The following is a 12,630-nucleotide window of genomic DNA, read 5'->3' as shown; positions in this document are numbered from 1 at the left end:
CTTGCGTTTCTGAAAATGAAAAGGAGCACCTCAGGCCGGGATCGGCTCGATCAGGTCCGGCCCACTGGCCTGGTTTGAATTCACCGCCGGATCGACACGGTAATACTCCAGTACGCCTTCGGCCCCGGGCGCCATCAGACGAGCTGCACCCTTTCCGACCTCACCCAGCCACAGTGGCCAGTCATCTGGCTCCAGAATAAGCGGCATCCGGTGGTGAATGGCGCTAAGTTGGCGGTTCGCAGGCGTGGTCACAATGGCGCAAGTGCCTTGTCGGGCCTCATCAGCGCCCCAGTCTTGCCAGACGCCAGCAAACGCGATCGGCGCACCGTCTTTGCGCTGGATATACCAAGGCAAGCGGTTGCCCTGTTCAGTCTTGGTCCATTCATAGAAGCCAGTCGCAACGATCAGGCAGCGCCGTTCACGGCAGGCCTCGCGAAAGGCGGGCTTTTCAGCCAGAGTTTCGGCCCGCGCATTGATCAATAAAGGCCCCGCTGTCTCGGTTTTGTACCAATGCGGCAAAAACCCCCAACGGAACGGGTCCAGCCTTCGGCCGGTCTCAGCTGTGCGCACGACGTGCACCTGATTTGTAGGGCACACGTTAAAATTCGGAACCTGTGGCAGCGTATTCGCTGGTCGCGCAGAAAACAGCTGCGCCATCGCGTCATTTGGAAGGGTTATTGCAAACCGTCCGCACATGGGTAATGAACCATCATCAATCGTTTCATACAGGCACAGGGTGTCACGGGGTCACATGCAAAATCAAACAGCGAAAACCCTCAAAGGCAAGGCGGTGGCCGCGTTGGACGCAGGCAAGCTGCAACAGGCGCTGAAAAAAGCGCAGTTGGGCGTTAAAAAATTCCCTAAAGATTCAGACTTCCACGCGATCTCGGGCTTTGTGTTGACAGAGCTGAAACAGTACAAAAAATCCATTCCGCATTTCGTCGAGGCATCTCGAATGAAACCGGACGATCCGCAATTCGTAGAGAATCTGGCCAATGCGCTGATGCAAACCGGACAGATTCCCAAGGCGCTGGAATATACCGAGCAAAAGCTTGAACAGTTCCCCAACAACAAAGAGCTGAACCGCGTTCTGGATGAGATCCACCTTAAGGGCAAAAACTGGCGCATGATCATTGAACATGCGACCAAAAAGCTAGCAAGCGAACCCAATGATGTGAGCCTTTTGTCCAGACGGGCTGAGGCCTTTTCCAAGATCGGGTTTGTCGATGACCACTCACGCGACCTCGCGCACGCATATGAGTTGGCTCCAGACAACCTGAAGATCGCCTTCCAGAAATCCGTGAACCTGCATCAGAGCGGGGACAAGAACGGATCCAAAGAAATACTGCAGCGCATTCTCGGCGAAATCCCTGAACATCCACAGGCCCTGCTGCAAATGTCGACAATGGTGTCCCAGGAGGATGCGCCAAAGCTGCTGGAGGCGGTTGAAACCACAATCTCCAACAGAGACGAGAACTTGGTGGAGCTGGAATTCGCCAAAGCGCATCTGATCTCGAAAATGGATGGATTGGCTGCAGCCATGCCGCAATTTGTGCTAGCAAATGCCCTGCAGCATGAAAGCAACCCCTATGATGAAGACAAGGAAAAGGAGAAACTGAGCCAGATCACAGGTCTCTTCCCTGTGGGAGCCGAGATACTGGAGTCTGGAATCAGCAAAACACCCGTTCCGATATTTGTCGTGGGCCAACCCCGTTCGGGCACCACGCTGATGGAGATGATGCTGAGTTCTGCCCCTGATATCGCCGGATGCGGAGAACTGATGTTGGGGTCCGATCTTTCGCAGAAATTCGAAAAGAAAGGTCATGGTTTTGATACCGAAAAAGCCGCCGAATTCGCCCAGGATTTCCGCAGGTTGATGCCGCCGATACCTGATGGATCTGTTGCTTTTGTCGACAAGCTTCCACACAATTACCAGCGTGTCGGTTTCCTGTTGGCCGCCTTCCCCAATGCAAAGATCATCAACATGTTGCGTGATCCTCGCGATGTCGGGCTGTCCAAGTGGATCAGGCGTTTTCCGGCCGGTGGGATGCGGTATGCCTCGAACCTCAAGTCCATTGCCCATTCGGCCAATTTGTACCGCCGTTATATGGCTCATTGGGATGCCGTGTTTGGCGACCGAATTCTGACCGTTCCCTACGAAAAACTGGTCGCCGACCCGAAAACCTACAGCCAGAAAGTCGCTGCGTTCTGTGACATTGAATGGAACGAGACCATGATGCGTCCAGAAGAAAACACCAAGCAGGTCAGAACGGCCAGCCTTGACCAGGTCCGTAATAAAATCTCCACCAAGTCTGTCGGTGGATGGCAGAGCGTTTCCAAACATCTGCAACCCATGCTGGACGGATTTGATCCGGAGCTCTGGCCGGAGTACAACTTGAGCTAACTTGCACAGAACAAAGGCCGCATCTAATGGTGCGGCCTTTTTTTTTCGCGTTGATGCGAATTTACTTCTGCTTGATACGGCCGTCCAAGTAAGGCTGGTAAGGTGCGTTTTCGGCCAAATATTCAGCCGTCACATCCGCCAAATCCGGACCGTAGTCATAGGCGTTTTTGTCATCGCCTTCGAACATGCTGTAGCCATCACCACCATTGCGAACATAATTGTTGGTCACAACCAGATAGGTCGCCGCCGGATCGATCGGCACGAACCCGTCACCTTCGGCAACCATGACCTCAGCTATACGCCCTTCGTTCGGAGCTACCGATGGATCCCAGGTAAATGTCAGCCCCGCGACTTGCGGAAAACGACCCTTGACCTCTTCGACCTGGCTGACGCCGTTTTCCAGCGCGTCGATGACGGTCTGACCACTGATCTCAAAAGTCGACAGAGTATTTTGGAACGGCAGCACAGTCAGCACTTCGCCCATTGTCACCTCGCCGGGATCGATCGACGCCCGCAACCCGCCCGAGTTGGCAATCGCGATCTGTGCACCCTGATCCGCAACCCGCGCCAGCATGGCATCGGCGACCAGATTGCCCATTTCGCATTCCTGCACACGGCAGACCGAGCGGTCGCCTTGGATTGCGGCAGCGGAATTGGCGACGACGCGCTTTTTCATCTCTTCAATCGGGGCACCCATTTCGGCCACGCGCGCGGCGATATCCGCATCGGGCTCGACGGACGCATCCAGCAGAATAGGTTCGCCTTCTGCAGAAATCAGGTTGCCGTCATCATCAAATGTCAGCGTCACCTCGCCCAGGTATTTGGAATAGGCATAGGCCTGAACCACTGGCACATCACCAACCATCAATGGGTAAGAACCGGCCGCGCCTTCCTGCGTGTTGGACAACAGCGTGTGTGAGTGCCCGCCGATCACAAGATCCAAGCCGGGCACTTTCTCGGCAATCTCAATGTCCTTGGCCAGCCCCACATGGTTCAGTGCAATGATGATATCGACGCCATCTGCCTGTAACGCTTTGACATCCGCTGTTAGGCTGTCGATTTCGTCTTGAAACACCACGTCCTTGCCGGGGCTGGACGTATCGACTGTGTCTGTGGCCAGTGCTGAGACGATGCCGATTTTTTGCCCGCCAACCTCAAGCACGAGGTGGTTTTCTACCTTCCCCTTCAACTCGCCCGAGGAGGACAAATCGAGGTTACCCGAAATCACCGGAAAACTCACAGCGTCGATGAACGCTGCCAGCCCTTCGGGGCCATCGTCGAATTCGTGGTTGCCCACGGCCATGGCGTCATAACCAATGGCCTCCATGAACTCGGCCTCGGCGGCACCTTTATAAGTCGTATAAAACAGTGACCCTTGAAACGGGTCACCCGCATCCAGCAAAAGCACGTTCTGATCCGCCAACTCATCCCTTTTGGCATCCACCATGGTTTTCAGCCGAGCAACCCCGCCGAAACACTTGCCTTCGGCTTCATCTTCGGCGTCGCACGTCGAGTCGTATTTATTGATTGATTCAATGCGGCTGTGAATGTCGTTGGTATGCAGAATAGTCAGCTTATACTCGGCGGCGGCCATGCCTGCGGTCAGGCCCAACACCGCCACTGACGCCAGAAAACGGGTGAACATCTTCATACTCCTTTTAATTGATTGGCGCGATGGTGCGCCGCCGCGCTGGAAGAGTCAAAGGGGGAAATCTGGCTTGATTCTACCCGTCGTGCGGGGCATCAGGACCTTATGCTGATTTACAAGATTTTCCGGGCCGACGAATGGGCCACGTTGCAGGAACAGGGTGCCTCCGACGGCGCGCCGATTGATGTATCCGACGGGTATGTCCACTTCTCAACCGCCGAACAGGCCGCTGAGACCGCGGCCAAGCACTTTGCCGGGGTCGAAGGCTTGACCCTGCTGGCCTGCGACGCGGACGCCATGGGAGACGAATTGAAGTGGGAGGCCTCGCGCGGAGGGGCACTGTTCCCGCATCTCTATCGCCAGCTACACATGACAGATGTGGTCTGGTCGCGGCCCCTACCCTTTGATGGAGTGGCGCACCAATTTCCCAAGGAGATGGAATGACCGTATTCATCGACCCCGATCGCGCTCAGTTCGAGGCATTCAAAGTTTTGGACCGCGATCATCCAATCGAGATGTTGAATCTGGTGAAGTTCCGCGCCAAGGCCAATTACCCAGAAGGTCATGATCTGGCGGATGCCGGTCTGACCGGCGCGCAGGCCTATCGCAACTACGGCAATGAAACGGCCCCGATCATCGCGCGTTTAGGGGCATCGATCCTATGGCGCGGTGCGTATCAAACCACATTAATCGGGCCGCAAGACGAGAATTGGGATGAGGTTTTCATCGCTCGTTATCCTACCGCGCATGCATTCCTGGAAATGGTGACAGACCCGGTGTACCAAGCTGCAGTCATTCACCGGCAGGCCGCGGTTGAAACCTCACGCCTGATCCGCTGCGCTCCAACCAAAAGCGGAGAGGCTTTCGGATGAAACTGACTGAAAAACTGGGGCTCGCCGTCCTGCACAAGATGGACCCCGAGGCCGCCCACGGCATGTCGATCAAGGCTTTGAAGGCTGGATTGGCCCCGATGCCAGGACCGGTGAGTTCGTCCCGCCTGAAAACCCGCGTGGCTGGGCTGGACTTACCCAACCCGGTTGGTCTGGCCGCAGGCTTCGACAAGAACGGAGAGGTTCTGACACCTCTGTCGCGCACCGGCTTTGGTTTCATCGAAGTGGGAGCCGTCACCCCGCGCCCGCAGCCGGGCAACCCAAAACCCCGCTTGTTCCGCCTGACCGAAGACAAGGCCGCCATCAACCGCTTCGGCTTCAACAACGAAGGAATGGAGGTGATGGCCCGCCGTCTGGCAGATCGCCCCAAGGACGCCGTGATCGGCCTGAACCTTGGTGCGAACAAAGACAGCGACGACCGCCCTGGTGACTTCGCCAAGGTGTTGGCCCATTGTGCCGCGCATCTGGATTTCGCCACGGTCAACGTCTCATCCCCCAACACTGAAAAGCTGCGGGATTTGCAGGGCAAAGCCGCGCTTGGCGCTCTGCTTGGCAGCGTGATCGAAACCCGAAACGCTCTGCCCCGCCCCTTGCCGGTATTTTTGAAAATTGCTCCGGACCTGACCGAAGCGGAATTGCAGGACATCGCCGAGGTTGCAGCTGAGACCGGCGTAGACGCGGTGATTGCCACCAACACCACCTTGTCGCGCGACGGTCTGCGCAGTTCCCACAAAGGCGAAACCGGCGGGCTGTCCGGTGAACCGCTGTTCGAGAAATCAACCCGCGTTCTCGCCCGTCTCAGTCAACTGACTGAAGGGAAAATACCGCTGATCGGTGTAGGTGGTGTCAGCAGTGCCGAGCAGGCCTACACCAAGATCTGCGCTGGGGCGTCTGCCGTGCAACTATATACGGCGCTGGTCTATGGTGGCATTTCTCTGGCGACCGAGATCGCCCGGGGACTGGATGAATTACTGGCACGGGATGGCTTCGACAACGTCACGCAAGCCGTTGGAAGTAAAAGAGAGGATTGGCTGTGATCAATTACTGGCACAACCCACGCTGTTCTAAATCCCGCGCCGGCTTGGCGTTGCTTGAAGAGAACGGCGCGCAGATCGAAGTTCGAAAATACCTTGAGGATGCGCCCTCAGCAGATGACCTACGTGCGGTTCTCGGCAAACTAGGTATCGAACCCATCGACATGATGCGGACGGGCGAAAAGCGGTTCAAGGAACTAGGGCTGAACAAAACCTCTCCTGCTGACGAGTTGATAAACGCCATGGCCGAGAACCCGATCTTGATCGAGCGCCCGCTGGCCATTGCAGGCGATAAGGCAGCCATCGGGCGTCCGCCTGAGAACCTGTTGACGCTTCTTTAAAACACCTGCGCTTCCAGTTTCGGATAGCGCCAGCCCATTGTGACGCCGCGTGCGATGTTCAGAACCATCAGCGCGGCCCAAAGCCCGTGATTGCCCAATGTCGGCACCAAGACAAACAGCGCTACCACGTAAATCGCAACCGATTGAATCATTGCGTTGCGCATAGCCCGGGTCCACGTGGCGCCAATATAGATGCCGTCGAACATCCAACTTGCCACACCGATGGCTGGGGCCAGCGCGGCCCAGATCAGGTAGTCCCGCGCCGCAAGCCGAACGTCAGGCGACGTAGACATCAGGTCGATCAAAAAGGGTCCGGCAAGATAAAATACGACCCCTAGGACGAGCGCCCCGCCTACACCCCATTGAGATGCCATGATCGACGCGCGCCGCACTTGATACTGATCTCGGGCGCCAACGGCACTGCCGACCAGCGCCTCGGCGGAAAAGGCGAAGCCGTCCAGCGCAAAAGCGGTGATCTCAAGAAATTGCAGCAAAACCTGATTGGCAGCCAGATTCACGTCGCCCAGATCGGAACCTACAAACAGAAACGTCGTGAACGCTCCGGTCACCAGCACCGAACGGATCATGATATCCCCGTTTACCTGCATCATCCGGCGCAGACGCGCGCCGTCGAATATCCGAGGCCAGTCACGCCATTGATTGCCAGCAAACGCATCTCGGCATAGCCAAAGACCTAGCGCCAAACCGGTCCATTCAGCGATCAGGGTGGCAATGGCTACGCCTTCAACGCCCCAACCCAGCCCCAGCACGAACCACAGGTCCAGCACGATATTCAGACCGTTCATCCAAACCTGCAGGACAAATACACCACGGGTCCGCTCAATCGCAATCAGCCAACCCGTCACTGCGTAAAGCGCAATTGTTGCCGGAGCGCCCCATATGCGGATTTCCAGATATTCCCGAGTCAGAGCCTCGACTTCGGGGCTGGCAGGCGACAGGGCAAAGGCGCCCCAGAACACCCAATATTGCGTCAGGACAAAGAGCAGACCCGCCGCGCCGCCTAGCAACAGCCCGCGCATCAACAGCGCGCCAGTCTCTGCTGTGTCCCCGGCCCCACGCGCCTGAGCGGCCAAACCAGTGGTGCCCATGCGCAGGAAGCCGAAGATCCAATAGATGCTGGCTAGAATCACAGCGCCCATACCCACCGCGCCGATGGGCGCCGCCTGCCCCATCTGTCCGACCACGCCGGTATCGACCGCGCCCAGAATGGGCACGGTGGCGTTGGACAGCACGATCGGAACCGCGATCTTCAACACCCGTTTATGCGTGAGGGGTGCCGAGCCAGGCTGCATCTTTATTCTTTGTCCGCTTTGGGCTGTGGCATCAGGAAATGGCCTGTGCCCTGCGCGAACAGCTTGGTGTGATGATCCTGCCAAGCCTCAACCCGGACCGAGGCATAACGGCGTCCGGACCTGTTGATAAACGCGCGTGCATAGGCATCCCGCGGCAGGCCAGAGCGCAGAAAGTCCACTGTGAAATCAATGGTTTTTGGAAAGCGAACCTCTTTCGACTTCAGAATATCTGCCGCATCCAGCTCACCGCTTTCGATTTGGGGAAACATGCGCTCCCAGCTCAGGGTGATGACCGCTGTAACCTCCAGAAAAGCGGCGGTTACGCCGCCATGCAACGCGGGCAACAGCGGGTTGCCGATCAGCTTTTCATCGAAATTTAGAACACCTGTCAGTTCATCGCCACGTCGATCAAAGCTGATGTTCAGAAACCGGATATAGGGAACCCCTTCAACCAGTGCATTCAGCGCGGTATCCCGGCGCTGTTTAACGACCTGCATGGGTTCAGGGCGGGATCGGGCCATGTTACTTCCCCTCCACAGTGAAAGCACCGGACGCGGTTGCGACAGGGTTGTCACGATCTTCATCTGTCGCAGTCGCGCGAACAAACGCTACGTTTCGGGTAATGTGATAGCAGGTTGCGCGGGTGGTAATGGTCTGCCCGGGGGTCGCCGCTCGCATGTAGTCAATTCGCAGGTCGATGGTTGCCGTACTCGAGGGCTGCGTCGGATGGCTCATGACGGCGGCACCACAGCTGGTGTCTAGCATTGTCGACACAGCACCACCGTGAATCACACCGGTTCGCGGATCTCCGATCAATGCCTCGTTGTAAGGCATAGTGATTTCGGCTTCACCGTTGCTGATATGAGTAAGCTCTAACCCAAGGGCCCTGGCATGAGGTATGGCTTCGATGAATTGACGCGCGAGTTGCAATTTGTCCGCCATTCAATTTGTCCCTGTCGTGGTGTCGCCTCTTTATGAGCCGCGGATGACGTAAAGGGCAACCCCGACTGTTGCGCTTACCTCCACGACGCCCTACGTTGCAGCCGAGGAGGCCGCGAATGACCGACAACCGTTTGTCATTGAACGAGATGTGCGATGAGTTCGATGTAACCAAGCGCACCCTTCGTTACTACGAGTATATCGAGCTGTTGCAGCCTGATCGGGAAGGCCGCACACGGTATTATGGTCCGCGCGAATGCGCGCGGATGAAGCTGATCCTGCGCGGTCGTCAGTTTGGCTTCTCGCTGGAAGAGATTCGTCAATGGTTGTTGATCTACGAAGATCAGGGAGACCAGATTCAGATGGCTGAATTCGTGAAACTCGCAGACCGGCAAATGACGGAGTTGCAGAAGCAGCGTCAGCAATTGGATGAAGCTATGGACGAGCTTCAGCGCCTACGCGACCAGACCGCCAAATCTTTGCGCTGATCTCGGTCGAGCTCAAGCCGTCATCCTTTTTTTTTAACATTTCGATTCAGTGGAGCCCGATGTCGCCGCGCCGAAATTGGCGCGTAATCTCCGGGTCTCAACCCCATCTCACTTAAGTTCCGCAGCGTCACAAACAAAAAAACTCAGCAATCGGCATCTTGACGCAAGCTGATGTTACGTCAACTTTCATTGTGACGTAGCGTTTGCATTACGTGAACGTCATCGTCGTGTTGTAACCTGCGCATCGACTGCGCAACTGACTTTAATAGACGCCAGTGACGAGAGTGCTGAAAACATGACCGAAGATCTGATGACCATCCGTGAAATGTGCGAGACATATGATGTCACGCCACGCACATTGCGATTTTACGAGGCCAAGGAACTTTTGTTTCCGATCCGCGAGGGCCAGAAACGCCTGTTCACCAAACGTGACCGGGCCCGCCTTAAACTGATCCTGCGCGGCAAGCGCTTTGGCTTCAGCCTGGAAGAAATCCGGCAATTGCTGGATTTGTACCACGTGGGTGACCAGCAGATGACTCAGATGACCCGTACCATTGAAATCGCGCGGGAACGTCTGGGGGATATGGAAGTTCGTCGCGAGGAGCTTACTCAGGCCATTGACGATCTGAAAGAACAGTTGCGCTGGGGCGAGAAAGTCATCGCCTCGATGAAAAACGAGAAAAAGGCCGCCGAATAACCTTCGCGGCCCAATCCCCGGACATCTGAATTTAAGGGAGCTTCAAATGCCCGTTTACAACGCGCCTACCAAAGACACTCAGTTCATTCTGCATGATGTGCTGAAAGTCTCGGACTCGGAAATTCCGGGGTATAGCGAACTGGAAGCCGAGTTCACCGGCGCCGTTCTGGAAGAAGCCGGCAAGGTCGCCACCAACGTCCTGCATCCGCTGAACGTCGTGGGCGACACTGAAGGTTGCCGGTTGGAAAACGGTATCGTCTATACGCCCACAGGATTCAAAGACGCTTTCGAGCAAATGAAGGAAGGTGGCTGGACTGGCCTCGACATGCCGGAAGAGTACGGTGGCCAGAACATGCCCTATGTGCTGGGTACAGCGGTAGGTGAAATGTTCTCGGCTGCAAACCAAGCCTTCGTGATGTATCAGGGCCTGACCCACGGGGCGGCCTCAGCCATTCTGACGCACGGAACCGACGAGCAGAAGGACAAGTACCTGCCCAACATGGTCAGCTGCGAATGGACCGGCACCATGAACTTGACCGAGCCGCATTGCGGCACCGATCTGGGCCTGATGCGCACCAAAGCGGAACCGCAAGGCGACGGCAGCTATAAGATTTCGGGCCAGAAGATCTTTATCTCCTCTGGTGACCACGACATGGCTGACAACATCATCCATCTGGTTCTGGCAAAAATCCCCGGCGGCCCCGAGGGTATCAAGGGCGTGTCGCTGTTCATCGTCCCCAAGTTCATCGTCAACGACGACGGTTCTTTGGGTGAACGCAACGGCGTTTCGGTCGGCAAGATCGAAGAGAAAATGGGCATCCATGGCAACTCGACCTGCGTCATGAACTATGACGAAGCCACCGGCTGGCTGCTGGGCGAAGAGCATAAAGGCATGCGCGCTATGTTCACCATGATGAACGAAGCGCGTCTTGGTGTGGGCATGCAGGGTCTGTCCCAAGCCGAGGCCGCGTTCCAGAACGCTTTGGAATATGCCAAGGACCGCCTGCAAGGCCGTGATGTGACCGGCGTGAAGAACCCGGACGGCCCGGCTGACCCGCTGATCGTGCATCCGGATATCCGTCGCAACCTGATGGATCAGAAGAGCTTTACCGAGGGCGCGCGCGCGTTCATCCTGTGGGGCGCGACCATGATCGACAAGGCGCACCGGTCGGATGACAAGGACGCAGACGGGCTGATCTCACTGCTGACCCCGGTCATCAAAGGCTTCCTGACCGATCAGGGCTATGACATGACCGTTCAGGCGCAACAGGTTTATGGTGGCCACGGCTACATCGAAGAATGGGGTATGTCTCAATACACCCGCGATGCCCGTATCGCGATGATCTACGAAGGGGCCAACGGCGTTCAGGCACTGGACCTTGTGGGGCGCAAACTGGCGCAGGATGGCGGCAAGCACGTCATGGCGTTCTTCGACATGGTTAAAACCTTCTGCAAGGAGAACGGTGGCAAGGATGAAGCCTATGACAAGGCCTTCATTGACCCACTGAAAGCCGCGTCCAAGGATCTGCAGGCCGCAGGCATGTATTTCATGCAGGAAGGCATGAAGAACCCGAATAACGCGCTGTCCGGTTCCTACGACTTCATGCACATGTTCGGCCATGTTTGCCTGGGCCTGATGTGGGCGCAGATGGCCAAAGCCGCGCAGGATGCGCTGGATGGAGGTGCCTCGGACAAAGAGTTCTACGAGACCAAAATCAACACCGGCCGTTTCTACATGGCGCGCCGCCTGCCCGCGACTGCGATGCATCTGGCACGCATCCAGACCGGCGCGGACACGGTCATGGCACTGGAGGCCGCCAATTTCTAATCTCACTCCGGCTCCGGGGCACTGCCCCGGCGCCGGACCTTAGGAGGAGACATAATGCCCAAACGCTTTCGCCTGACCCGCCGCTTTCCGGTCGCCATGACCGAGGACGGATATCGCAAGCTCCGTGGTTTCGCACACGAGGCTGGTCTGGATGAAGGTGAGGCGCTGTCTTTCCTGTTTGAGAATTTCAACAGTGTCATTCACGAGGAGAAATTGACCCGCCGGCTGCGCATCTTCAACTCTGAACTAGAGGCGCGCAAACGCTGACGGTTCCCTTCGCGCCCGTTCTGGGCGTGCGTGTTTTCAGCAAGACGACCCCCATTTTCGATACGACCGGTTCGGCTTTCTCGAAATACGCAGATCGTGGCAAGCCACCATGCGCCTTGGGAGGGGCGAACGCATGACCATCAAACTTCATTGCTTCGGCGAAAGCGGCAATTCATACAAAGCCGCAATCGCGCTGGAGATGTCTGGGCTCGAGTGGGAACCGGTCTACGTGGATTTTTTCAAAGGCGTCACCCGCGGGCCAGAATTTCGCTCTGAAGTCAACGTGATGGGCGAAGCACCTGTCTTGATCGATGGCGATTTCCAAACCTCTCAATCTGGTGCCATTCAGGCCTACGTCACAGAGAAATCTGGCAAGTTTGGCGGCAAAACGCGGGACGAGAACTATGACATTCTGCGCTGGGTGCTGTGGGACAATCACAAGCTCAGCTCGATGGCTGGGCTGACCCGCTTTCTGATCAACTTCCTGCCTGAACAGCATCGCAATCCGGACGTTATCGCCTTTAATCAGGGTCGCCTGAAAGCGGCGTACGAAATCCTGAACAATCATCTGGAGGGCCGCGACTGGATCGTTGGGAACGGTGTAACCAATGCTGACCTCAGCTGCTGCGGCTACCTCTACTATCCCGAACCCTTCGGCTTTGACCGCGCCGATTGGCCCAACATCGACGCCTGGTTGACGCGCCTCAGCGAACAGCCCGGCTGGAAACACCCCTATGACCTGATGCCCGGCAACCCGTCGGATCGAGCTTAAGGAGAAGAC

15 protein-coding genes are annotated in these 12,630 nt (G+C 56.7%); 10 read left to right on the top strand and 5 right to left on the bottom strand.

The features are described from left to right. Window positions 1-30 precede the first annotated feature (30 nt). Complete coding sequence (locus ABLN94_RS00170; protein ID WP_352988055.1) at window positions 31-696, bottom strand: SOS response-associated peptidase; 666 nt, start codon at window positions 694-696, stop codon at window positions 31-33. Between the two features lie 55 nt (window positions 697-751). On the opposite strand from ABLN94_RS00170, the gene ABLN94_RS00165 reads away from it, so the two are divergent. Further along, a complete protein-coding gene (locus ABLN94_RS00165) occupies window positions 752-2,404 on the top strand; it encodes a tetratricopeptide repeat-containing sulfotransferase family protein (protein ID WP_352988053.1) in 1,653 nt (550 codons plus the stop codon). 61 nt (window positions 2,405-2,465) lie between these two features. On the opposite strand, the gene ABLN94_RS00160 is transcribed toward ABLN94_RS00165, so the two are convergent. After that, the gene (locus ABLN94_RS00160; RefSeq protein WP_352988051.1) at window positions 2,466-4,049 is read right to left on the bottom strand and encodes a bifunctional metallophosphatase/5'-nucleotidase; all 1,584 of its coding nucleotides are present in this window, start codon (window positions 4,047-4,049) and stop codon (window positions 2,466-2,468) included. A 108-nt stretch (window positions 4,050-4,157) separates the two neighbouring features. On the opposite strand from ABLN94_RS00160, the gene ABLN94_RS00155 reads away from it, so the two are divergent. Genes ABLN94_RS00155 through arsC form a run of 4 tightly spaced genes read left to right on the top strand, consistent with a single transcriptional unit; the run spans window position 4,158 to window position 6,317 of the window. Beyond that, on the top strand, window positions 4,158-4,496 hold the full coding sequence (locus ABLN94_RS00155) for a DUF952 domain-containing protein (protein ID WP_352988049.1): 339 nt from the start codon (window positions 4,158-4,160) through the stop codon (window positions 4,494-4,496). Continuing rightward, window positions 4,493-4,924, top strand: a complete 432-nt coding sequence (locus ABLN94_RS00150) for a DUF1330 domain-containing protein (protein ID WP_352988047.1) — start codon at window positions 4,493-4,495, stop codon at window positions 4,922-4,924. The genes ABLN94_RS00155 and ABLN94_RS00150 overlap by 4 nt, the downstream gene beginning before the upstream one ends. After that, window positions 4,921-5,979 (top strand): quinone-dependent dihydroorotate dehydrogenase, encoded by a 1,059-nt coding sequence (locus tag ABLN94_RS00145; RefSeq protein ID WP_352988045.1) that lies wholly within the window; start codon window positions 4,921-4,923, stop codon window positions 5,977-5,979. The genes ABLN94_RS00150 and ABLN94_RS00145 overlap by 4 nt, the downstream gene beginning before the upstream one ends. Further along, entirely contained in the window at window positions 5,976-6,317 is a 342-nt protein-coding gene (gene arsC / locus ABLN94_RS00140) for an arsenate reductase (glutaredoxin) (protein ID WP_352988043.1), read from the top strand. The genes ABLN94_RS00145 and arsC overlap by 4 nt, the downstream gene beginning before the upstream one ends. On the opposite strand, the gene ABLN94_RS00135 is transcribed toward arsC, so the two are convergent. Genes ABLN94_RS00135 through ABLN94_RS00125 form a run of 3 tightly spaced genes read right to left on the bottom strand, consistent with a single transcriptional unit; the run spans window position 6,314 to window position 8,572 of the window. Then, entirely contained in the window at window positions 6,314-7,630 is a 1,317-nt protein-coding gene (locus ABLN94_RS00135; protein WP_352988041.1) for an MATE family efflux transporter, read from the bottom strand. The genes arsC and ABLN94_RS00135 overlap by 4 nt on opposite strands. Window positions 7,631-7,632: 2 nt before the next feature. Then, on the bottom strand, window positions 7,633-8,151 hold the full coding sequence (locus ABLN94_RS00130) for a PaaI family thioesterase (protein WP_170490445.1): 519 nt from the start codon (window positions 8,149-8,151) through the stop codon (window positions 7,633-7,635). A 1-nt stretch (window position 8,152) separates the two neighbouring features. Further along, a complete protein-coding gene (locus tag ABLN94_RS00125; protein WP_352988038.1) occupies window positions 8,153-8,572 on the bottom strand; it encodes a PaaI family thioesterase in 420 nt (139 codons plus the stop codon). 116 nt (window positions 8,573-8,688) lie between these two features. On the opposite strand from ABLN94_RS00125, the gene ABLN94_RS00120 reads away from it, so the two are divergent. The 5 genes from ABLN94_RS00120 to ABLN94_RS00100 all read left to right on the top strand — a co-directional run bounded on the left by ABLN94_RS00120 (window position 8,689) and on the right by ABLN94_RS00100 (window position 12,621). Further along, entirely contained in the window at window positions 8,689-9,057 is a 369-nt protein-coding gene (locus tag ABLN94_RS00120) for a MerR family transcriptional regulator (protein WP_352988036.1), read from the top strand. Between the two features lie 295 nt (window positions 9,058-9,352). Further along, window positions 9,353-9,754: a MerR family transcriptional regulator gene (locus ABLN94_RS00115; RefSeq protein ID WP_352988034.1), complete on the top strand. Its 402-nt coding sequence runs from the start codon at window positions 9,353-9,355 to the stop codon at window positions 9,752-9,754. A 46-nt stretch (window positions 9,755-9,800) separates the two neighbouring features. Then, the gene (locus ABLN94_RS00110) at window positions 9,801-11,582 is read left to right on the top strand and encodes an acyl-CoA dehydrogenase C-terminal domain-containing protein (protein ID WP_352988032.1); all 1,782 of its coding nucleotides are present in this window, start codon (window positions 9,801-9,803) and stop codon (window positions 11,580-11,582) included. 54 nt (window positions 11,583-11,636) lie between these two features. Then, a complete protein-coding gene (locus ABLN94_RS00105) occupies window positions 11,637-11,849 on the top strand; it encodes a hypothetical protein (protein ID WP_352988030.1) in 213 nt (70 codons plus the stop codon). 133 nt (window positions 11,850-11,982) lie between these two features. After that, window positions 11,983-12,621: a glutathione S-transferase family protein gene (locus ABLN94_RS00100; RefSeq protein ID WP_352988028.1), complete on the top strand. Its 639-nt coding sequence runs from the start codon at window positions 11,983-11,985 to the stop codon at window positions 12,619-12,621. Window positions 12,622-12,630: the final 9 nt, after the last annotated feature.

Origin of the sequence: Ruegeria sp. SCP11 (genome assembly GCF_040329455.1) — a bacterium.
In the GTDB taxonomy this organism is placed as follows: Bacteria; Pseudomonadota; Alphaproteobacteria; order Rhodobacterales; family Rhodobacteraceae; genus Ruegeria; species Ruegeria atlantica_E.
This window is presented reverse-complemented; position numbering and strand designations above follow the sequence as displayed.

Bases quoted from the DNA above. Each gene is read 5' to 3' on its own strand.
- ABLN94_RS00105 (WP_352988030.1), top strand. From the start codon at position 11,637: ATGCCCAAACGCTTTCGCCTGACCCGCCGCTTTCCGGTCGCCATGACC.
- ABLN94_RS00125 (WP_352988038.1), bottom strand. From the start codon at position 8,572: ATGGCGGACAAATTGCAACTCGCGCGTCAATTCATCGAAGCCATACCT.
- ABLN94_RS00135 (WP_352988041.1), bottom strand. From the start codon at position 7,630: ATGCAGCCTGGCTCGGCACCCCTCACGCATAAACGGGTGTTGAAGATC.
- ABLN94_RS00170 (WP_352988055.1), bottom strand. From the start codon at position 696: ATGTGCGGACGGTTTGCAATAACCCTTCCAAATGACGCGATGGCGCAG.
- ABLN94_RS00160 (WP_352988051.1), bottom strand. From the start codon at position 4,049: ATGTTCACCCGTTTTCTGGCGTCAGTGGCGGTGTTGGGCCTGACCGCA.
- ABLN94_RS00145 (WP_352988045.1), top strand. From the start codon at position 4,921: ATGAAACTGACTGAAAAACTGGGGCTCGCCGTCCTGCACAAGATGGAC.
- ABLN94_RS00155 (WP_352988049.1), top strand. From the start codon at position 4,158: ATGCTGATTTACAAGATTTTCCGGGCCGACGAATGGGCCACGTTGCAG.
- ABLN94_RS00110 (WP_352988032.1), top strand. From the start codon at position 9,801: ATGCCCGTTTACAACGCGCCTACCAAAGACACTCAGTTCATTCTGCAT.
- ABLN94_RS00165 (WP_352988053.1), top strand. From the start codon at position 752: ATGCAAAATCAAACAGCGAAAACCCTCAAAGGCAAGGCGGTGGCCGCG.
- ABLN94_RS00150 (WP_352988047.1), top strand. From the start codon at position 4,493: ATGACCGTATTCATCGACCCCGATCGCGCTCAGTTCGAGGCATTCAAA.
- ABLN94_RS00115 (WP_352988034.1), top strand. From the start codon at position 9,353: ATGACCGAAGATCTGATGACCATCCGTGAAATGTGCGAGACATATGAT.
- ABLN94_RS00130 (WP_170490445.1), bottom strand. From the start codon at position 8,151: ATGGCCCGATCCCGCCCTGAACCCATGCAGGTCGTTAAACAGCGCCGG.
- ABLN94_RS00100 (WP_352988028.1), top strand. From the start codon at position 11,983: ATGACCATCAAACTTCATTGCTTCGGCGAAAGCGGCAATTCATACAAA.
- ABLN94_RS00120 (WP_352988036.1), top strand. From the start codon at position 8,689: ATGACCGACAACCGTTTGTCATTGAACGAGATGTGCGATGAGTTCGAT.